Source organism: Neobacillus massiliamazoniensis (assembly GCF_001048695.1).
Classification (GTDB): Bacteria; Bacillota; Bacilli; order Bacillales; family Cytobacillaceae; genus Neobacillus; species Neobacillus massiliamazoniensis.
The window spans coordinates 338,122-358,262 of the sequence record NZ_CVRB01000001.1 but is presented as its reverse complement, the minus strand read 5'-3'; the positions used below and the strand labels follow the sequence as shown (position 1 = coordinate 358,262).

The 20,141-nt window shown below is 38.9% G+C and carries 20 protein-coding genes; all 20 read left to right on the top strand.

What is annotated here, in order from left to right; genetic code table 11:
* Positions 1-83: 83 nt before the first annotated feature.
* Positions 84-554 (top strand): ribosome maturation factor RimP, encoded by a 471-nt coding sequence (rimP, locus tag BN1082_RS01800; protein WP_090630031.1) that lies wholly within the window; start codon positions 84-86, stop codon positions 552-554.
* Between the two features lie 41 nt (positions 555-595).
* Positions 596-1,717: a transcription termination factor NusA gene (nusA, locus tag BN1082_RS01795; protein WP_090630028.1), complete on the top strand. Its 1,122-nt coding sequence runs from the start codon at positions 596-598 to the stop codon at positions 1,715-1,717.
* Between the two features lie 15 nt (positions 1,718-1,732).
* Positions 1,733-2,005: an RNase P modulator RnpM gene (gene rnpM / locus BN1082_RS01790; RefSeq protein ID WP_090630026.1), complete on the top strand. Its 273-nt coding sequence runs from the start codon at positions 1,733-1,735 to the stop codon at positions 2,003-2,005.
* Between the two features lie 11 nt (positions 2,006-2,016).
* Positions 2,017-2,319 (top strand): YlxQ family RNA-binding protein, encoded by a 303-nt coding sequence (locus BN1082_RS01785; protein WP_090633086.1) that lies wholly within the window; start codon positions 2,017-2,019, stop codon positions 2,317-2,319.
* Positions 2,320-2,338: 19 nt separating this feature from the next.
* A complete protein-coding gene (infB, locus tag BN1082_RS01780; RefSeq protein ID WP_090630023.1) occupies positions 2,339-4,618 on the top strand; it encodes a translation initiation factor IF-2 in 2,280 nt (759 codons plus the stop codon).
* Positions 4,615-4,896, top strand: coding sequence for a DUF503 domain-containing protein (locus tag BN1082_RS01775; RefSeq protein WP_090630020.1), 282 nt, complete (start codon positions 4,615-4,617; stop codon positions 4,894-4,896). The genes infB and BN1082_RS01775 overlap by 4 nt, the downstream gene beginning before the upstream one ends.
* 17 nt (positions 4,897-4,913) lie before the next feature.
* The gene (gene rbfA, locus BN1082_RS01770) at positions 4,914-5,285 is read left to right on the top strand and encodes a 30S ribosome-binding factor RbfA (RefSeq protein ID WP_090630018.1); all 372 of its coding nucleotides are present in this window, start codon (positions 4,914-4,916) and stop codon (positions 5,283-5,285) included.
* 65 nt (positions 5,286-5,350) lie between these two features.
* Positions 5,351-6,265 (top strand): tRNA pseudouridine(55) synthase TruB, encoded by a 915-nt coding sequence (truB, locus tag BN1082_RS01765; protein ID WP_090630015.1) that lies wholly within the window; start codon positions 5,351-5,353, stop codon positions 6,263-6,265.
* A 61-nt stretch (positions 6,266-6,326) separates the two neighbouring features.
* A complete protein-coding gene (ribF, locus tag BN1082_RS01760) occupies positions 6,327-7,253 on the top strand; it encodes a bifunctional riboflavin kinase/FAD synthetase (protein WP_245640279.1) in 927 nt (308 codons plus the stop codon).
* Positions 7,254-7,380: 127 nt separating this feature from the next.
* A complete protein-coding gene (rpsO, locus tag BN1082_RS01755) occupies positions 7,381-7,650 on the top strand; it encodes a 30S ribosomal protein S15 (protein WP_090630011.1) in 270 nt (89 codons plus the stop codon).
* Positions 7,651-7,867: 217 nt separating this feature from the next.
* Entirely contained in the window at positions 7,868-9,985 is a 2,118-nt protein-coding gene (pnp, locus tag BN1082_RS01750) for a polyribonucleotide nucleotidyltransferase (protein ID WP_090630008.1), read from the top strand.
* A 117-nt stretch (positions 9,986-10,102) separates the two neighbouring features.
* Positions 10,103-11,050, top strand: coding sequence for a polysaccharide deacetylase family protein (locus tag BN1082_RS01745; protein ID WP_090630006.1), 948 nt, complete (start codon positions 10,103-10,105; stop codon positions 11,048-11,050).
* Positions 11,051-11,143: 93 nt separating this feature from the next.
* Positions 11,144-12,382: a M16 family metallopeptidase gene (locus BN1082_RS01740; protein ID WP_090630004.1), complete on the top strand. Its 1,239-nt coding sequence runs from the start codon at positions 11,144-11,146 to the stop codon at positions 12,380-12,382.
* 455 nt (positions 12,383-12,837) lie between these two features.
* The gene (locus tag BN1082_RS01735) at positions 12,838-13,086 is read left to right on the top strand and encodes a YlmC/YmxH family sporulation protein (RefSeq protein ID WP_090630001.1); all 249 of its coding nucleotides are present in this window, start codon (positions 12,838-12,840) and stop codon (positions 13,084-13,086) included.
* A 162-nt stretch (positions 13,087-13,248) separates the two neighbouring features.
* The gene (gene dpaA, locus BN1082_RS01730; protein WP_090629998.1) at positions 13,249-14,151 is read left to right on the top strand and encodes a dipicolinic acid synthetase subunit A; all 903 of its coding nucleotides are present in this window, start codon (positions 13,249-13,251) and stop codon (positions 14,149-14,151) included.
* Positions 14,148-14,747, top strand: coding sequence for a dipicolinate synthase subunit B (gene dpaB, locus BN1082_RS01725; RefSeq protein ID WP_090629997.1), 600 nt, complete (start codon positions 14,148-14,150; stop codon positions 14,745-14,747). The genes dpaA and dpaB overlap by 4 nt, the downstream gene beginning before the upstream one ends.
* Before the next feature lie 241 nt (positions 14,748-14,988).
* Complete coding sequence (gene asd / locus BN1082_RS01720) at positions 14,989-16,047, top strand: aspartate-semialdehyde dehydrogenase (protein ID WP_090629994.1); 1,059 nt, start codon at positions 14,989-14,991, stop codon at positions 16,045-16,047.
* A 33-nt stretch (positions 16,048-16,080) separates the two neighbouring features.
* Positions 16,081-17,343, top strand: coding sequence for an aspartate kinase (gene dapG, locus BN1082_RS01715; protein WP_090629992.1), 1,263 nt, complete (start codon positions 16,081-16,083; stop codon positions 17,341-17,343).
* Between the two features lie 63 nt (positions 17,344-17,406).
* Positions 17,407-18,279 carry a 4-hydroxy-tetrahydrodipicolinate synthase gene (dapA, locus tag BN1082_RS01710; RefSeq protein ID WP_090629990.1) on the top strand — a complete coding sequence of 291 codons (873 nt, stop codon included), beginning with the start codon at positions 17,407-17,409 and terminating at the stop codon, positions 18,277-18,279.
* Positions 18,280-18,410: 131 nt separating this feature from the next.
* The gene (locus BN1082_RS01705) at positions 18,411-20,078 is read left to right on the top strand and encodes a ribonuclease J (RefSeq protein ID WP_090629988.1); all 1,668 of its coding nucleotides are present in this window, start codon (positions 18,411-18,413) and stop codon (positions 20,076-20,078) included.
* Positions 20,079-20,141: the final 63 nt, after the last annotated feature.

Genomic DNA, 20,141 nt, shown 5'->3' with positions numbered 1-20,141 from the left:
GCAAGTTTAACAGAGCCTTATCTAAAGTAAATTCCAAGAACTACATACATTATGGGTGAAAAATCTTCTTAAGGAGGGTAAGCATGAGCAAGGTAACGGAAATAGTGGAAGAGCTGGCGATGCCAATTATCGGGGAGCTTGGTCTAGAACTGATTGAAATTGAGTATGTAAAAGAAGGAAAAAGCTGGTTTCTGCGCGTATATATCGATAAAGAAAACGGTGTTGATATAGAGGATTGCGGACTTGTAAGTGAACGGCTCAGTGAAAAACTCGATGAGGTTGACCCGATTCCCCATAATTATTTTCTTGAAGTGTCATCACCAGGTGCTGAGCGTCCATTAAAAAAAGACAAGGATTTTCAAATGTCGATTGGAAAAAATGTTTTTATTAAAACATATGAACCCATTAATGGTGAAAAAAGCTTTGAAGGAAAATTGCTGGATTTTAACGGGCAGACATTGACAATTGAAATAAAAGTAAAGACACAAAAGAAAACGCTAGAGATTCCATATGAAAAAGTAGCTGGTGCCAGGCTTGCTGTTACTTTTTCTTAATAGAAATATAACCTGAAAAAAAGTTAGGGGGATAAGTTAAAATGAGCAGCGAATTGTTAGATGCTCTAAACATCCTGGAAAAAGAAAAAGGCATTTCAAGAGATGTTTTAATCGATGCTATTGAGGCAGCATTAGTATCGGCATACCGCCGGAATTTCAACCAAGCACAAAATGTTCGAATTGATTTAAATTTAGAAACAGGTTCGATGCGCGTATTTGCAAGAAAAGAAGTAGTAGATCAAGTATTTGATCCTCGCCTAGAGATTTCATTAGAAGATGCTAGAAGGATTAATCCTAACTACCAGGTAGAAGATGTTGTCGAGATGGAAGTTACTCCAAAAGATTTTGGAAGAATTGCGGCGCAGACGGCAAAACAAGTCGTAACCCAACGTGTTAGAGAAGCAGAAAGAGGAATCATATATTCTGAATTTATCGATCGCGAAGAAGATATTATGACTGGAATTGTGCAAAGGCTTGATTCTAAATTTATTTACGTAAGCCTGGGGAAAATTGAAGCATTGCTTCCAGTAAATGAACAAATGCCAAATGAACGGTACAAACCGCATGATCGAATCAAAGTTTTTATTACGAAAGTAGAAAAAACAACAAAAGGACCACAAATTTTTGTTTCGCGTACCCATCCTGGCCTTTTAAAAAGATTGTTTGAAATTGAAGTTCCTGAAATTTATGACGGAACAGTAGAAATTAAATCAGTCGCCAGGGAAGCAGGTGACCGTTCGAAAATTTCCGTTCATTCCGATAATCCTGAAGTTGACCCGGTAGGATCATGCGTGGGCCCTAAAGGTACTCGAGTACAAGCAATTGTCAATGAATTAAAAGGTGAAAAAATAGATATTGTGAAATGGTCTGAAGATCCAGTCGTGTTTGTTGCTAATTCGTTAAGTCCTTCAAAAGTATTGGACGTCATCGTTAGTGAAAATGAAAAAGCAACTACCGTAGTCGTTCCAGATTATCAATTATCTTTAGCCATTGGGAAACGCGGTCAAAACGCTCGCCTTGCCGCAAAACTAAGTGCCTGGAAAATCGATATTAAATCCGAAACAGAAGCACGAGAAATAGGAATTTATCCTCGTGAAGAAATGATTAAGCTCTTTGATGATCAGGATAAAGATGATTTCGAGTATGATGAAGAAATGGAATAAAAGGGGTGAATGATCGTGAACACTCGTAAAAAAGTTCCTATGCGCAAGTGTGTAGCTACCGGTGAAATGAAACCGAAAAAAGAACTCGTTCGCATCGTTCGCACAAAAGAAGGAGAGGTATCCATTGACCTGACCGGAAAAAAATCAGGTCGTGGTGCCTACCTATCAAAGGACAAGGAAGTTGTTCTTCTAGCAAAGAAAAAAAACATTTTATCCAATCATTTAGAGGTTGCGATTAATGAAACGTTATATGAGGAGCTCTTGCAGCTTATTGAAAAGGAGAACTGATGACAATCCTAATGAATACAAATCAATGGATGTCAATACTTGGCTTGGCCAATCGAGCACGCAAAATCACATCGGGTGAGGAGTTAACCGTAAAGGAGATTCGGGCGCGGAAAGCAAAACTTATATTATTATCCGCAGACGCATCTGCCAATACGACAAAGAAAATTACAGATAAATGTAAATCGTATGAAATTCCATATAAATTAGTGGAAAATCGATTTCTTCTTGGCCAAGCAATTGGTAAAGAAGCCCGCGTTGTTGTAGCTGTAATGGATGTTGGATTCGCCAAAAAATTAGGTACGTTGCTCGATTAATTCTAGCGGGGGTGAAAACATGAGTAAAGTACGTGTTTATGAATATGCAAAAAAACATAACATTTCAAGTAAGGATGTTATCACAAAATTAAAAGAAATGAATATAGAGGTTTCTAACCATATGGCAACATTAGAAGATGCAGATATCGTTAAACTTGACGCAACCTATAATAAAAAAGAAGACAGCACACAACAGAAACAGGTAAAACCACAGCAGCAGCAAAATCGCCAAAACCAGAGACCTTCGGTGCCAAATCAAGGCAAAAAACCACAAGTTCAGGTTAAAACGACTCCAAAAGCATTTGAGGATGACGATGATAAAAATGCTGCTCCTAGCAAAGTGAAAGTAGTCTCTCCTCCAAAAACGATTGAAGGCAAAAAGAAAAATGAGGAATATCAATCAAAAGAAAATAAAGTCTTCAATTCTGGAAAAGGTAATAAAAAACCTTTTAATAATAATCAAAATCGCAATAATAATAATAAAAAGAAGAATCATCATACTCCAGTTCAGCAAGTACAACCGCAGAAGAAAAAAGAGCGGGAGCTTCCTGCAAAAATCACATTCAGTGAATCTTTAACTGTTGCCGAGCTAGCTAAAAAACTCTATCGTGAGCCTTCAGAAATCATCAAGAAGCTCTTCTTACTTGGTGTAATGGCGACGATCAATCAAGCTTTAGATAAAGATGCTATTGAGCTAATAGCGGGTGAATATGGGGTAGAAGTAGAAGAAGAAATTAAGGTAGATGCAACTGACCTTGAAGTTTATTTTACAGAAGATCCCTCGGAAAATCTTGTAGAAAGACCCGCTGTCGTTACGATTATGGGGCATGTTGACCATGGGAAAACAACTTTGCTAGACTCAATTCGGAACACAAAAGTGACAGAAGGCGAAGCAGGCGGAATTACCCAACATATTGGTGCCTATCAAGTGGTAGAAAACGGAAAGAAAATTACATTCCTTGATACACCAGGGCACGCCGCTTTTACGACCATGCGTGCACGCGGTGCGAAAATCACGGATATCACCATTCTTGTTGTAGCAGCAGATGATGGTGTTATGCCGCAGACGGTTGAGGCTATTAACCATGCAAAGGCAGCAGAAGTTCCGATTATCGTTGCAGTTAATAAAATGGATAAAGAAGCAGCAAATGTTGATCGTGTTATGCAAGAATTAACTGAGCATGGACTTGTGTCAGAAGCATGGGGCGGGGATACGATTTTTGTGCCGCTATCCGCGAAAACTGGAGAAGGTATTGATAATCTTCTAGAAATGATTCTCCTCGTTAGTGAAGTGGAAGAATTTAAAGCAAATCCAAAACGGAATGCGATGGGTACTGTTATAGAAGCGCAGCTAGATAAAGGGCGCGGTTCGGTTGCAACCCTGCTAATTCAAAATGGTACATTAAAAATCGGTGACCCTATTGTTGTCGGCAATACACACGGTCGTGTTCGTGCCATGGTAAATGACAAAGGCCGCCGTGTGAAGGATGCTGGTCCTTCTACGCCGGTAGAAATTACTGGGCTCAGTGATGTACCCCAAGCCGGAGACCGTTTTGTTGTCTTTGAAGATGAGAAAACAGCTCGTCAAGTTGGTGAAGCACGTGCTAAGCTGGCTTTGGCAGCACAACGTGGAGAAAAATCACGAGTCAGTCTTGAAAATCTATTTGAACAATTGAAACAAGGCGAAATGAAGGATTTGAATGTCATCATTAAAGCGGATGTTCAAGGTTCTGCAGAAGCAGTTGCAGCTTCTTTAATGAAAATAGATGTTGAGGGAGTCAATATTAAAATCATCCATAGTGGTGCAGGTGCGATCAATGAGTCGGATATTACACTTGCAGCGGCCTCAAATGCCATTGTTATTGGTTTTAATGTACGCCCAGATGCAAATGCAAAGCGTGCGACCGAAGCTGAAAAGGTCGATGTACGACTCCACCGTATTATCTACAAAGTAATTGAAGAAATGGAAGCTGCGATGAAAGGGATGCTTGATCCGGAATTTGAAGAAAAAATTATCGGTCAAGCTGAGGTTCGACAAACTTTCAAAGTTTCTAAAGTGGGAACTATTGCAGGTTCTTATGTAACAGATGGAAAAATTACCCGTGATAGCGGCATCCGTGTCATTCGTGATGGAGTGGTAATTTTTGAAGGACAAATCGATGCTTTAAAACGCTTTAAAGATGATGCTAAAGAAGTTTCCCAAGGGTACGAATGTGGGATCACGGTTAAAAACTTTAATGATGTTAAAGAAGGAGATGTCATTGAAGCATATGTAATGGAAGAAGTGGAGCGTAAATGATCATCGGCTCTGCCGAAGTAGAATGTATCATTTACGATGCCCATTCATTAAAGGAGAAACGATCAGTACTGCAGCGAATCTTGACGCGGTTAAAACAAAAATATAATGTCTCTGTAGCTGAAGTTGGGTTCCAGGACATTTGGCAAAGAACAAAAATAGCCATTGTTGCTGTTTCTTTGGCCCAAGTTTCGACTGAACGGGAGCTGCAAAATGTCTTGAAATTTATTGACTCGTTTCCCGAAATCGAAAGAACGATCACCCATATTGAATGGCTTTAAGTTAAGAGGTGAATGTGATGAGCCACAGAGCAAATCGTGTTGGAGAGCAAATGAAAAAAGAACTAAGTGACATCATTGGTCGTAAGATTAAGGATCCTAGAATCGGCTTTGTGACAGTTACAGACGTTCAAGTAACAGGAGATCTGCAACAAGCAAAAGTTTATATATCGGTTTTAGGTGATGATGAACAAAGGGAGAATACCTTAAAAGGGTTAGCTAAAGCAAAAGGCTTTATTCGGTCAGAAATCGGCCAGCGTATTCGCCTGCGCAAAACCCCAGAAATCATCTTTGAATTTGATGAGTCAATTGATTACGGGAATCGAATTGAAACCCTTCTTCATCAATTACAACCGGTAGAAAAACCAGTGGAAAAGAAGGAAGAAGAGTGAAGCTGAAAAAATGGATAGACAAATGTCTATCCTTTTTTACATAATGTAGGAACGGAGCGAAAAAGGTGGAAGGAATCTTACCATTGTTTAAGCCAGCTGGGTTGACGAGTCATGATTGTGTTTTTAAATTACGAAAAATATTAAAGACAAAAAAAGTGGGACATACTGGCACCCTTGATCCTGATGTCACCGGAGTCCTCCCCATCTGTATTGGAAAAGCGACGAAGGTTGCTGAGTATATTACTGATGCCGGGAAAGTATACGTGGGAGAAGTAACCATTGGCTTTTCAACAACAACAGAGGATGCATCAGGAGAGATAGTAGAAAAGAAAACCGTCAATAGAACGATTAAAAGAGAAGAAATCTTAAATGTTTTAGATGAGTTGACAGGTGAAATTAACCAAACTCCTCCAATGTATTCAGCAGTAAAAGTAAACGGTGTAAGATTATACGAATATGCACGAAAAGGAATAGAAGTTGATAGACCGACAAGAAAAGTGACCATCTATTCGATTGACCTGCTTGATACTTGTAATGAATATATTGGTGATACCATTTCCTTCCGATTTAAAGTTAGCTGCAGTAAAGGAACATATATTAGGACATTAGCAGTGATGATTGGCGAGAGCTTAGGATATCCTGCTCACATGTCAAATTTAAAAAGAGTTCAATCTGCTTCCTTTACAATCGAGGACTGCTTGACATTTGAAGAAATCGAAAAATTAATGGAAAACGGTACTGTGGGAAAGGTACTGAGACCATTAGAATCTGCACTTTCTCATTTGCCGAAATATATAATTAATGATAAAGTAGCAGAGAAAGTGAAAAATGGTGCATTATTAAAATTACCGGAGCATTTGAAAAATTATAACGGTCCTATTGCTGCTGAAACAGAAGAAGGACTTGTTATTGCAATTTATGCAAGGCACCCTTTGAAACCAGATCTAATGAAACCGGTAAAAGTATTGCGAAATGACTAAATATGGTACGGAATAGAAAAGGTGAGTTTCGTTGGAAATTAAGAAGTTAAATTTTCCCCACATGATGGACAAAAATGATTTCCCTCCGCTTTCAATGGCATTAGGCTATTTTGACGGAGTTCACTGTGGACATCAACAAGTTATATTAGAAGCGAAAAAACAGGCGGAAGAAAATGGACTTTATTCTGCTGTAATGACTTTTGATCCACATCCATCTGTGGTTCTCGGGAAAAATGAAAAGCATATTCAGTATATTACTCCTTTAGAAGAAAAAATAGAAATCATTGAAGAACTTGGAATCGATTATCTTTTTATCGTTCATTTTACTACTGAATTTGCCAATCTAGTTCCACAAGAGTTTATCGATCAATACGTAATTGGGTTAAATGTAAAACATGTTGTGGCCGGTTTTGATTATACATACGGACGAATGGGGAAGGGAACAATGGAAACCATACCCTTTCATTCGAGAAATCAATTTACCTTTTCAGTTATTCCTAAATTAACCAAAAATCACGAAAAGGTTAGTTCAACTCGTATTCGTCATTTATTAAAGGAAGGCAGGACTGTTGAGATCCCTCAATTGCTAGGGAGATTCTATACGACGTCCGGGATAGTCATACATGGCGACAAACGCGGTCGAACGATTGGATTTCCGACGGCGAATATCGCGATGGACGATGATTATATTCTTCCACCTCTTGGTGTCTACGCTGTAAAAATAGAGGTAGATGGAACTTGGTTTCAAGGTATCTGTAATGTAGGATTTAAGCCCACCTTTAAGATGGAAGCTAGTAAGCCATCTGTCGAAGTTCATATACTCCATTTTGAAAACGACATTTATGGACAAAAAGTCAAAATTGAATGGCAGCTTTACTTGCGCAAAGAACAAAAATTTACTGGTGTTGCTGAACTCGTAAACCAACTTGAACAAGATAAACAGCATGCAATTCAGTACTTTCAAAGAAATCGACATACTTCCTGTTAATGACTTGCATTTTGACGAGAAAAGTTGTATTCTTATAAGCGTATTCTAAATAACCTTTGCTTGGCAAGTCGAGTCACCGACGCTTGCTCAGTAACAGGGGATTTGTAATTTTAGGAGGTGAATCTGGATGGCAATCACAAAAGAACGCAAAAACGAAGTCATCAATGAGTATAAAACTCATGAAGGTGACACTGGATCTGCAGAGGTTCAAATCGCTGTCCTTACTGAATCAATCAACAAATTGAATGAGCACTTACGTACTCATAAGAAGGACCATCACTCACGTCGTGGTTTGTTAAAAATGGTTGGTAAGCGCCGTAATTTATTAACTTACCTTCGTAACAAAGACGTTCAACGTTACCGTGAATTAATCAATAAGCTTGGTCTTCGTCGTTAGTCTTGGAAAAGCGGGATTTTTCCCGCTTTTTTGTTAGGTTTTTATAGTAATTCAATTCACTATACATATATTAAGTCACGTAAAATGGTGCATACTACTAGTATGTTTTGAAATTTTATAATAAGCTTTTTAGCTTTTTTTATATTTGATAAAGATGATTACAGCGAAATTATTCGCATCATCCTCTAAAGTGATTCAAGTAGAGAGGGGTAAAAATATGGACCAATTGAAGCACGTATATTCCATAGAATGGGCTGGCCGTAAGTTGACTGTCGAAATAGGGCAATTGGCTAAACAAGCAAATGGTGCGGTTCTAGTCCGCTATGGTGATACAGCAGTATTAAGCACGGCTACTGCATCTAAGGAACCAAAAAATCTTGACTTTTTTCCATTAACCGTAAACTATGAGGAACGGTTATATGCTGTAGGAAAAATCCCAGGTGGTTTTATTAAGAGGGAAGGACGCCCTAGTGAAAAAGCCATTTTAGCAAGTCGTTTGATTGATCGTCCGATCCGACCGCTTTTTGCCGATGGATTCCGTAACGATGTTCAAGTAATTAGTATCGTAATGAGTGTGGACCAAAATTGTTCGACGGAAATGGCCGCGATGTTCGGGTCTTCTTTAGCACTAAGTGTTTCCGACATTCCATTTGAAGGTCCAATTGCTGGTGTCGTTGTAGGCAGAGTAGAAGGCGAGTTTGTCATTAATCCAACTGTAGAACAGGCAGAACAAAGCGATATCCATCTCACTGTTGCTGGAACAAAAGATGCAATAAACATGGTAGAAGCTGGTGCTAATGAGGTACCAGAAGAAACGATGCTTGAAGCTATTATGTTTGGCCATGAAGAAATTAAGCGCTTGATCGAATTCCAAGAAAAGATTGTGGCCGAAATCGGTAAGGAAAAAAAGCAGGTGACCCTGTATGAAATTGATCAAGAATTAGAAGCAGATGTAAGAGAAATGTGCGAGACGGACATGATTAAGGCAATTCAAGTGCAAGAAAAGCATGCCCGTGAAGATGCTATAAAAGAAGTAAAAAATCAAGTTTTGGCGAAATACGAAGAGCAAGAAGCAACTGAAGATGACTTAAAACAGATTAAGCAAATATTAGACAAGATTGTTAAAGGCGAAGTCCGTCGATTAATTACTGTAGAAAAAATCCGTCCTGATGGTCGGAAAATTGATGAAATTCGTCCTTTATCTTCACAAGTGGGTCTCTTGCCGCGGACACACGGTTCAGGTTTGTTTACACGTGGACAAACTCAAGCATTGAGCATTTGTACGCTTGGTGCAATGGGTGACGTGCAAATTCTTGATGGGCTTGGTATTGAAGAAGAAAAACGCTTTATGCATCATTATAACTTTCCTTCTTTCAGTGTAGGTGAAACTGGACCAATAAGAGGACCAGGACGCCGTGAAATTGGACATGGAGCCCTTGGTGAACGTGCTTTAGAACCGATTATTCCATCTGAAAAAGATTTTCCTTATACGATTCGACTTGTTTCAGAAGTTCTTGAATCTAATGGTTCTACTTCACAGGCAAGTATTTGTGGAAGCACCCTTGCGATGATGGATGCAGGTGTACCAATTAAAGCACCAGTGGCAGGGATTGCCATGGGGCTTGTTAAATCAGGGGAACATTATACAGTGTTATCTGATATTCAAGGCATGGAAGACCATCTTGGCGATATGGATTTCAAAGTAGCTGGAACATCAAAAGGAGTTACAGCCCTGCAAATGGACATTAAAATTGAAGGCCTTTCTCGAGAAATCTTAGAAGAAGCCCTTCAACAAGCGAAAGTAGGAAGAATGCATATTTTAGATTCTATGCTTTCGACTATTTCTGAGCCAAGAGAGGAATTATCTCCATTTGCTCCAAAAATTTTAACAATGACAATCAACCCAGACAAGATTCGAGATGTTATTGGACCTAGTGGAAAACAAATCAATAAAATCATTGAAGAAACTGGCGTTAAGATTGATATCGAACAGGATGGTACCATTTTCATTGCATCAACGAATCAAGAAATGAATCAAAAGGCAAAGACAATCATCGAAGATATTGTTCGTGAAGTTGTAGTTGGGCAACTATATCTAGGTAAGGTAAAACGAATTGAAAAATTCGGTGCCTTTGTTGAAATTTTCGCAGGAAAAGATGGCCTTGTTCATATTTCCGAGCTTGCTGAAGAGCGGGTAGGAAAAGTGGAGGATGTTGTGAAAATCGGTGATGAAATTTTGGTAAAAGTTACCGAAATAGATAAACAAGGTCGTGTGAACTTATCGCGTAAAGCTGTATTAAAAGAACAGCAAGAAAACACAGAACAAAAACAGTAGTAGAATGCATTAACCTTGGGTGCATGAAAATGTAAAAGTCAGGGAAAGCCCTGACTTTTTTTGCCCGTTCTACCTTGTCCCCTTTAAACATAATCTTTAAAGAAGGGGGTGGGGTAGATGAAAAAGGTTAGTATTTTGATCCTTATTGGTTTGGCTGCATGGATTTCAGTCAATAATCCGATTGTAAGTCCTTATGTTGCCTCTTTAAAGAACGGAGCTCTTCCAGTATACAAAGAGAAAGATACGCTCTATCAAAGCATCGTAAAAAATGCTTCTACATATGAAATACCACCCCAAGACGCTAAAATAGACAAGGTTTGGAAAGCGATTCCTGGATATAATGGTCTTAAGGTTAATGTGGATGCATCTTATAAAAAAATGAAACAAAACGGGAAGTTTGATGAACGCAACCTAGTATTTTCACAAATTAAACCAAAAGTGCATCTAAAGGATTTACCACCATCACCTATTTATAAAGGGAATCCTGATAAGCCAATGGTAAGCTTTATTATTAACGTAGCGTGGGGAAATGAATATTTGTCGGAGATGCTGGCAACCTTGAAAAAACACCATGTTACCGCTAGTTTTTTTCTCGAAGGAAACTGGGTTAAGAATAATCCTGAGCTTGCAAAAATGATTGTCAGCGCTGGTCACGAGGTTGGAAACCATTCTTACTCCCATCCAGATATGACTAGACTGACCGCTACGCAGGCAAGAGAGCAAATGCTGAAAACAAACGATGTCATCGAAGCAGCTACAGGACAAAAATGTCAATGGTTTGCACCGCCAAGCGGGGGGTATCGTGATGAGACCGTCCAAATTGCAGCTGAATTAAAAATGAATACTGTCATGTGGACTGTAGATACAATCGATTGGCAGAAACCATCTCCTGAAGTCATAATAAAACGTGTGATTTCAAAAATTGATAAGGGTTCCATTGTGCTAATGCATCCGACGGATTCAACTGCCAAGGCACTTGATCGTTTAATTACTTTAATTGAACAGAAGAACTTAACGATCAGTACCGTCAGCGAATTAATGAACGAAGAAAGAGTTTTGAAATAAATAATAGCTAGGTTACCTAATAATTGGAGAAAATAAAAAGGAGAAGAAACTTGTCGCTTTTTATGTATCCGCTTTATTTACAGGAGGAGTTCAATGATTAATAAATATACATGCCAAAATGGAGTAAGAATTGTATTAGAACATATTCCTACCGTACGTTCTGTTGCCATTGGTGTTTGGATTGGAACAGGATCTCGTAATGAAAACCCACAAAATAATGGAATTTCCCATTTTCTCGAACATATGTTATTTAAAGGCACAACAACAAGGTCAGCGAAAGACATAGCAGAATCATTTGATAGTATCGGCGGCCAAGTGAATGCTTTTACCTCAAAAGAATATACATGCTATTATGCCAAAGTCCTCGATACCCATTCGCAATTTGCATTAGATGTTTTAGCTGATATGTTCTTTCATTCCACCTTTGTTGAAGAGGAACTGAAGAAAGAAAAGAACGTAGTCCTAGAAGAAATAAAAATGTATGAGGATACTCCCGATGATATCGTTCATGATTTACTGAGCAGAGCAGTTTACGGGGATCATCCTCTAGGATATCCAATCCTTGGATCAGAAGAAACACTGAATACATTTACTGGGGAAAAACTTCATCAATATACTCATGACCGTTACACACCTGAAAATGTCGTCATTTCCATTGCCGGTAATATATCCGAATCGTTTATAAAAGAAGTAGAAAAATATTTTGGTTCTTATCAGGCAGGCACTCATGAAAGGCATGACCATGTACCTGTTTTTCACGCCAATCGAATTACCAGGAAAAAAGAAACAGAGCAGGCGCATCTTTGCGTTGGTTTTGAAGGATTAAAGGTTGGTCATGAAGACATTTACAGTTTAATCACTTTAAATAATATTTTGGGTGGCAGCATGAGCTCAAGATTATTTCAAGAAGTTCGTGAACAAAGAGGTCTAGCGTATTCCGTTTTTTCTTACCATTCAGCATATCAAGACAACGGGATTGTAACCATCTATGGTGGAACGGGTGCAAAGCAGCTTGATGTATTATTTGAAACCATCCAAGAAACCCTTAATAAATTAAAGCAGGATGGGATTACTGAGAAAGAACTGACAAACAGTAAAGAACAATTAAAAGGAAGCTTGATGTTAAGTTTAGAGAGTACCAACAGCAGAATGAGCCGTAATGGTAAAAATGAGCTTCTTTTAAAACGTCATCGTTCTTTAGATGAAATTATTGAACAAATTGATCTAGTGACAAAGCAAAGTGTCGATGATATGACACGAAGTATTTTTTCAGACAAATATTCCGTTTCATTAATCAGCCCGAATGGAGAACTTCCTAAAGGGTTAAAATAAACCCACTTCAAAAACAGTTCGTCTTCAGAACTGTTTTTTCATTGTCCAGCAAAATAGCCTCCCTTTTGGGAGTGTCATGATTCACGGTGCTAAGCAACATGCTCCTCTGAGGCTGTCCAAAAAGGAGACGTACACCACTATATTTACAAAGTTCATAATAATTTTTCCGCTTTGTTGTTTGGAGCGGAAGGCGCTCGACTCCTGTGGGAGTACGGGGCAGGGGAGACCCCGCAGGCGCAGGTAGCGCCGAGGAGGCTCCCCGGACCGCCCACGGAAAGCGAGCGCCTGGAGCGGAAATCAACAGACAAAGTTTAACAGACCATTAATAAAAAAGGGGTGTCCCTAAAAGTTATAATTTAGGGACACCCTCGTGGGCGCTTCCGCTTTTCTTAGTCTAATTTATCATCCTTTTTTATAAACTAGTAAAAAAGAGTAGGGAAGGGTGAATGACTAAAATGAGGTTAAGTGAATTAAGTGGAAAAGAAATAGTGGATGTAAAAAAAGCTGAACGGCTTGGGGTACTTGGTCAAACGGACCTTGAGATCAATGAAGCAACGGGACAAATCCAAGCACTTCTAATCCCTTCATTAAAATGGTTTGGTTTACGAAAACAGGGGGAAGTGGTACGAGTACCATGGCAGCATATTAAAAAAATAGGTTCAGATATGATTATCATTGATGTTCCTGAAGAGAATGACAATTAGTTTGAAAGTGAAAGCCCAAGTAATCGGATGTTTGCTTGGGCTTTTTTTATTGAATGAAAGGTGGAAAACTCACCTATTTGCACAATCATACATAAGATGGTGAAGTGAAAAGCTGAAATAAATTTCCTGCATGGATTTTTCAAAAAGAAGGTGAATGTTTTCATGCTGACAGGGATGCAAATAGCCGTGATTGGTGGAGATGCCAGACAGCTTGAAATTATCCGAAAGTTAACGGAATTAGATGCCAGATTATCGTTAATTGGATTCGAACAGCTTGACCACGCCTTCACAGGTGCTGTCAAGGAAAAGCTAGATGAAATTGACTTTTCAAATTTGGATGCTCTTATATTACCGGTTGCCGGTACAAATTTGGAAGGGCAGGTAGAGACGATATTTTCGAATGAAAAGGTGACCTTAACAGAGGAAATCCTTTCGAAAACTCCTGAACATTGTACGATCTATTCAGGTATAAGCAACACCTTTTTGAATAGTATTATCAAGCAATCTAAGAGAACGCTTGTTCAGTTGTTTTCAAGGGACGATGTTGCCATTTATAATTCCATTCCAACTGTCGAAGGAACCATCATGATGGCTATCCAGCATACTGACTTTACCATTCACGGATCTAATATAACCATTCTAGGTTTAGGCAGGTGTGGAATGAGCACAGCAAGGGCTTTCCATGCACTTGGCGCTAAGGTGAAAGTCGGAGCTAGAAAAAGTGAGCATCTTGCAAGAATAACCGAAATGGGGTTAACTCCCTTTCATTTGAACAATATTGAAAAAGAAGTAATCGGCACAGATATTTTAATAAATACGATTCCACACTTAATCGTAAGTGCATCCGTCATTTCAAAGCTGCCTGCACACACCCTTATTATCGATATTGCCTCGAAACCGGGAGGAACGGATTTTCGTTACGCTGAAAAAAGGGGAATAAAAGCTTTACTAGCTCCAAGTTTGCCGGGAATTGTAGCTCCCAAGACAGCAGGCCTAATACTAGCGGATGTTCTCTCACAGCTGCTCCAGGATGAGCTCCAAAATCGAAAGGGGAAAGTGAAATGAGTTTAAAGGGGAAGAGAATTGGGTTCGGATTAACAGGTTCACATTGCACATATGATGCTGTTTTTCCAGAGATAGAAAAGCTAGTTCAATCAGGGGTTGAGGTCATTCCCATCGTAACCTTTACCGTCAAAAATACAGAAACTCGCTTTGGAAAAGGTGAAGACTGGGTACAAAGAATAGAGGATTTAACCGGTCATAAGGTAATTGACTCCATTGTTAAAGCAGAGCCTCTTGGACCCAAAATACCTCTTGATTGCATGGTAATTGCTCCTTTAACAGGAGTATCGATGAGTAAATTTGCCAATGCCATGAATGATAGCCCAGTTTTAATGGCTGCAAAAGCAACGCTCCGAAATCTAAAGCCCATTGTCCTTGGAATTTCTACAAATGATGCATTGGGCTTAAATGGGGTAAATCTCATGCGATTAATGGCAACAAAAAATATTTATTTTATTCCTTTTGGGCAAGATGATCCATTTAAGAAACCAAATTCAATGGTTGCCAGAATGACTCTCCTATCGGAAACCGTTGATGCCGCAATGAATGGAATACAAATTCAACCGGTTTTGGTGGAACGGTACCAGAATGTTGACTAATTTCTCCCCTTTCCATAAAAGAGGTTATTTCTTTCAATTAATATGGTAAAATGTAATAATCATTCATAAGAAAGAGTTATTATTCACTGCTGATGAATCATCGAATGATCATATTTCTTCAAGGGATGGAAATAGAAGAAAAATATTCGCAATATTTCTAAGAATGCGAATGGGTGAATAATTCTTATTAGTTATTGAACAGAAAATAACCAATATTTTTTGAGTAAAGGGGAAATAAAAAATGAGTCAACAAAATGGTTTTAACGTTGCAGTTGTGGGGGCAACAGGAGCAGTTGGTCAGCAGATGATCCAAACATTGGTTAAAGAAAAATTTCCAATCAAGAAGCTTACACTCTTGTCATCCTCCCGTTCTGCAGGAAAAATAGTGATCGTTAATGGTGAGGAACATACCGTTCTAGAAGCAAAGCCGGAAAGCTTTGAAGGTGTCGATATCGCTTTATTTAGTGCAGGGGGCAATGTATCGAAGGAACTTGCTCCTGAAGCTGTTAAACGTGGTGCGATTGTCGTCGATAATACAAGTGCTTTTCGCATGGATCCAGAAACTCCGTTAGTGGTACCAGAGGTAAACGAAGGAGATTTACATCTTCATAATGGAATTATTGCGAACCCAAATTGCTCCACAATTCAAATGGTAGTGGCTTTAGAACCAATAAGAAAGCACTTTGGTCTAAAAAAAGTGATTGTATCAACCTATCAAGCAGTTTCTGGTGCAGGGGCTTCTGCTATAGAGGAACTAATGGAGCAAACAAAATCAATTTTAAATAATGAAGCCGTTGAACCTAAAATTTTGCCGGTTAAAAGCGATAACAACCATTATCAAATTGCCTTTAATGCGATTCCGCAAATTGATAAATTCCAAGAAAACGGCTATACGTATGAAGAAATGAAAATGATTAACGAAACGAAAAAAATTATGCATATACCAAAACTTCAGGTCTCAGCTACGTGTGTTCGTTTGCCGGTTGCAGTTAGCCACTCCGAGTCAGTTTATTTTGAAATTGAAGCCGATGATGTAAGTGCAAATGATATCAAAGCTTTGTTAAAAGATGCCCCAGGTGTCATTTTACAGGATGACCCAGAAAATCAAATCTATCCAATGCCAGCAAATTGTGTCGGAAGTAATGACGTCTTTGTCGGCCGCATTCGCAATGACCTAGATGAAAAAAGAGGGTTCCATATGTGGGTTGTTTCCGACAATTTATTAAAGGGTGCAGCATGGAACTCAGTTCAGATTGCAGAAAGGCTAGTGAAATTAGGATTAGTAGGAGAAAGAGAATAATACTTTCACCAAAAGGCAGGTTTTGCTTACACAATGAAAATGATTGTCCAAAAATTTGGTGGAACCTCAGTCAAGGATGAGATAAGCAGGAGACATGCTCTAGGGCATATTGAAAGAGCACTAGTTGACGGCTATAAGGTAGTAGTCGTTGTCTCGGCAATGGGCAGAAAAGGAGATCCATATGCTACTGACACTTTATTATCATTAATAGGTGGTAACCAAAGTAAAGTTTCAAAGCGGGAATATGATCTCCTATTATCTTGTGGTGAAGTGATTTCCAGCGTCGTTTTTGCAAATATGTTGGTGGAAAGCGGAATAAAAGCTGTTTCCCTAACGGGTGCTCAAGCCGGTTTCCGTACGAACAACGACCATACAAATGCAAAAATCCTAGAAATGCAAGTTGATCGGTTGTTAACAGAACTGGAGAAGCACGATGTTGTCGTAGTGGCCGGCTTTCAAGGGGCTGCTAAAAACGGTGATATAACAACCATTGGAAGAGGTGGAAGTGATACATCGGCTGCTGCAATCGGTGCTGCTCTTAATGCTGAATGGATTGATATTTTTACAGATGTGGATGGAATTATGACAGCTGATCCACGAATTGCGGAAAATGCCAGACCACTTTCTGTTGTCACCTATACCGAAGTGTGTAATATGGCTTATCAAGGTGCAAAGGTGATTCACCCTAGAGCGGTTGAAATTGCAATGCATGCGAAAGTTCCGATTCGAATCCGTTCCACCTATTCAGAAAGCCATGGAACGTTAGTGACAACATCAAATAAAGATAATCGCGGGAGTGATATCCGGGAGCAAATGGTGACGGGGATCGCCTATGTTTCTAATGTTACACAAATAAAGGTTTTTGCCAAAAAAGATCAATATTATTTACAAGCTGAAGTTTTTAAGGCAATGGCAAACGAAAGTATTAGTGTTGATTTCATTAATATTTCTCCTAATAGTGTCATTTATACTGTAACGGAAGAAATGACAGATCAGGCAATTCAAGTTTTAAAAGAGCTAGGGCATGACCCTGTTGTAGAACGACAATGCGCAAAGGTTTCGATTGTGGGTGCGGGAATAGCAGGGGTCCCTGGAGTTACGTCAAAAATTGTTACCGCCTTATCTGAAAAAGGAATTCGCATTTTACAATCTGCTGACAGTCATACAACGATTTGGGTACTTGTAAAACAAGATGACTTAGTTCAGGCAGTGAATACACTACATGATGCTTTTCAGCTAGAGCAAGAAATATATGAATGTAAGAATATAGAGCAAATGAACGGTGAAGAGGTTTAATGATTTTTTAAAATTAATATGTTTGAAACCATTAAGGCTGTTAGTTTTGAAAGGAGAAGGAAAATGGTTCTTTTTGGGCGTGTAGCTACAGCAATGGTAACCCCCTTTGATAAAAAAGGCCATGTTGACTTTGCTAAGACTACTCAACTAATAAATTTTCTTATTGAAAATGGAACAGATTCCCTTGTGGTAGCTGGAACAACAGGTGAATCTCCAACCTTAACGAAAGAGGAAAAGCTCGCATTATTCAGTCATGTTGTCAAGATAGTAAATAAGAGAATCCCAGTTATTGCAGGAACAGGCAGCAATAATACTTATGCATCCATTGAATTAACAAAAAAAGCGGAGCAGCTTGGTGTAGATGCTATCATGGTAGTAGCACCTTATTATAACAAACCAAATCAAGAAGGTTTATACCAGCACTTCAAGACGATTGCTGAAGCAACCTCGCTACCCGTCATGATCTATAATATTCCCGGTCGATCGGCTGTTAACATTCTACCGGATACAATCATTCGCCTTTCATTGATTGATAATATTATCGCTGTAAAAGAGGCGAGCGGGGACTTAAATGCGATGACGACCATCATTTCAAACACATCTGAAGACTTTCATTTATACAGTGGTGATGACAGTATGACGCTTCCGATTTTATCCATCGGCGGTGCTGGGGTTGTGTCTGTTGCTTCACATGTAGTAGGAAATAAAATGCAAGAAATGGTTCATGCCTTTTTCGAAGGTGATAATAGCAAAGCAGCAAAATTACATCAACAGCTCCTCCCCATCATGCAAGGCTTATTTGCAGCCCCAAGTCCGGCACCTGTAAAAACTGCCCTGCAAATTAAGGGCTTAGATGTTGGTTCAGTCAGACTTCCACTAGTTGCTCTAAATGAACATGAGCGTATAGCTCTCTTATCCCTTTTTGATAATATTTAATTATTTCCAACCAGCCAATCGATAATTGACTATCGGTTGGCTATTTTTAGTTGTAAAGGTTTTCTAATTTCAAGTATAATAATCATAACTGATTTCGATCGGCCCATCATCAAGGTAGGAGGATTTGCGAATTGATAACAAAAAAAAATAATTCCATTAAGGTCATTGCACTTGGTGGTATTGGAGAAATCGGAAAGAATATGCACCTTGTCGAAGTGGATAAGGACATATTCGTGATCGATGCCGGCTTAATGTTCCCCGAGGAAGAAATGCTCGGTATCGATATCGTCATTCCTGATATTACCTATTTAATTGAGAACAAAGACAGAGTAAAAGCAATTTTTCTTTCCCACGGTCATGAGGACCATTTTGGTGCATTAGCCTATGTCTTGCGTCAAGTCGATGCACCTGTTTACGGAACAAAATTAACCCTTGCCCTAGCAAATGCCAAGCTTAAAGAACAGGAATATCAAGGTAAAGTAAACTTTAATGAAATTGACTCATCTACGATTGTTGAAATGGAAACGGTTAATGTTAGTTTTTTTAGAACAAATCACAGTATACCTGATTCTGTTGGTATTTGCATTCATACTTCCGAAGGAATTATTGTTTATACGGGAGACTTTAAATTTGACCAAGGGGCAACAAAGTTATATAAACCAGAAATCGGGAAAATGGCAGCTATTGGGGAGGAAGGAGTCTTATGCTTGCTTTCCGATAGTACCGAAGCTGAAAAACCTGGTTACACTACGTCAGAAGCAACAGTTGAACGGGAAATGTCAAATGCATTTTACAATGCTCCCGGAAGAATCATTGCTGCATGCTTTGCTTCTGATATCAATAGAATTCAGCATATTTTTAATGCCTCTGCAGAGAACAACCGAAAAGTAGCGGTCGTAGGCAAAAGCCTTGAACAAATCTATCATATTGCCCTTGATTTAGGCTATTTAGAAGTAGCAGAGGACTTAATTATTCCTATTAGTAACTTAAAAGACTACCAAGACCATGAAATTGTGATATTAATGACTGGAAGTCAAGGTGAACCGATTGAGGCTCTACAAAAAATGACCAAGCATACTCATAAGCTTGTTAATATTCAACCTGGTGATACAGTGTTAATTGCAGCCTCACCACTTAGAGGAAGTGAACTGTTTTTATCCAAAACAGTTGATATGCTCTTTAGGGCTGGTGCGAATGTTGTTTCAGGGAAAAGAGCCCTTCATGTATCAAGCCATGGTAGTCAAGAAGAGCTAAAATTTATGATCAATCTTATGAACCCAAAATACCTAATTCCCGTTCATGGTGAATACAGGATGTTAAAAGCTCATCGGAAGATCGCGATGGAATGTGGCATGAAGGATCACCAAATTATCATCGCAGATCGAGGTGAAGTGGTAGAGGCAAAGGAAGGGAAATTATCGATTGTTGGGAAAGTGCCTTCCGGAAATGTACTAATAGATGGAATTGGTGTTGGTGATGTCGGTAATATTGTCTTACGTGACCGCAAGCTATTATCACAGGATGGAATTTTAATCGTGGTTGTGACGTTAGCCAAGCAAGATAAAAAAATTGCTGCAGGGCCCGAAATAATATCACGAGGTTTTGTATATGTTCGAGAATCAGAAAAGTTAATGGAAGATTCAACTAAATTAGTTCGTGATATTGTCGAACGAATTATTTCTAAAGATAGCTTTGAATGGGCAAGTTTAAAGCAGGAAATTAGAGACGAATTAAATCGCTATTTATATGAAAAAACGAAAAGAAGACCAATGATTCTTCCTATCATAATGGAAATATAATTTGGTAAAAAGAGGATGTCTCAAAAGGGTCTTACCTCTCGCTCATTACTTAAAATATAGCCG

Bases quoted from the DNA above. Each gene is read 5' to 3' on its own strand.
- rimP (WP_090630031.1), top strand. From the start codon at position 84: ATGAGCAAGGTAACGGAAATAGTGGAAGAGCTGGCGATGCCAATTATC.
- nusA (WP_090630028.1), top strand. From the start codon at position 596: ATGAGCAGCGAATTGTTAGATGCTCTAAACATCCTGGAAAAAGAAAAA.
- BN1082_RS01785 (WP_090633086.1), top strand. From the start codon at position 2,017: ATGAATACAAATCAATGGATGTCAATACTTGGCTTGGCCAATCGAGCA.
- infB (WP_090630023.1), top strand. From the start codon at position 2,339: ATGAGTAAAGTACGTGTTTATGAATATGCAAAAAAACATAACATTTCA.
- BN1082_RS01775 (WP_090630020.1), top strand. From the start codon at position 4,615: ATGATCATCGGCTCTGCCGAAGTAGAATGTATCATTTACGATGCCCAT.
- rbfA (WP_090630018.1), top strand. From the start codon at position 4,914: ATGAGCCACAGAGCAAATCGTGTTGGAGAGCAAATGAAAAAAGAACTA.
- ribF (WP_245640279.1), top strand. From the start codon at position 6,327: ATGATGGACAAAAATGATTTCCCTCCGCTTTCAATGGCATTAGGCTAT.
- rpsO (WP_090630011.1), top strand. From the start codon at position 7,381: ATGGCAATCACAAAAGAACGCAAAAACGAAGTCATCAATGAGTATAAA.
- pnp (WP_090630008.1), top strand. From the start codon at position 7,868: ATGGACCAATTGAAGCACGTATATTCCATAGAATGGGCTGGCCGTAAG.
- BN1082_RS01745 (WP_090630006.1), top strand. From the start codon at position 10,103: ATGAAAAAGGTTAGTATTTTGATCCTTATTGGTTTGGCTGCATGGATT.
- BN1082_RS01740 (WP_090630004.1), top strand. From the start codon at position 11,144: ATGATTAATAAATATACATGCCAAAATGGAGTAAGAATTGTATTAGAA.
- BN1082_RS01735 (WP_090630001.1), top strand. From the start codon at position 12,838: ATGAGGTTAAGTGAATTAAGTGGAAAAGAAATAGTGGATGTAAAAAAA.
- dpaA (WP_090629998.1), top strand. From the start codon at position 13,249: ATGCTGACAGGGATGCAAATAGCCGTGATTGGTGGAGATGCCAGACAG.
- dpaB (WP_090629997.1), top strand. From the start codon at position 14,148: ATGAGTTTAAAGGGGAAGAGAATTGGGTTCGGATTAACAGGTTCACAT.
- asd (WP_090629994.1), top strand. From the start codon at position 14,989: ATGAGTCAACAAAATGGTTTTAACGTTGCAGTTGTGGGGGCAACAGGA.
- dapG (WP_090629992.1), top strand. From the start codon at position 16,081: ATGAAAATGATTGTCCAAAAATTTGGTGGAACCTCAGTCAAGGATGAG.
- dapA (WP_090629990.1), top strand. From the start codon at position 17,407: ATGGTTCTTTTTGGGCGTGTAGCTACAGCAATGGTAACCCCCTTTGAT.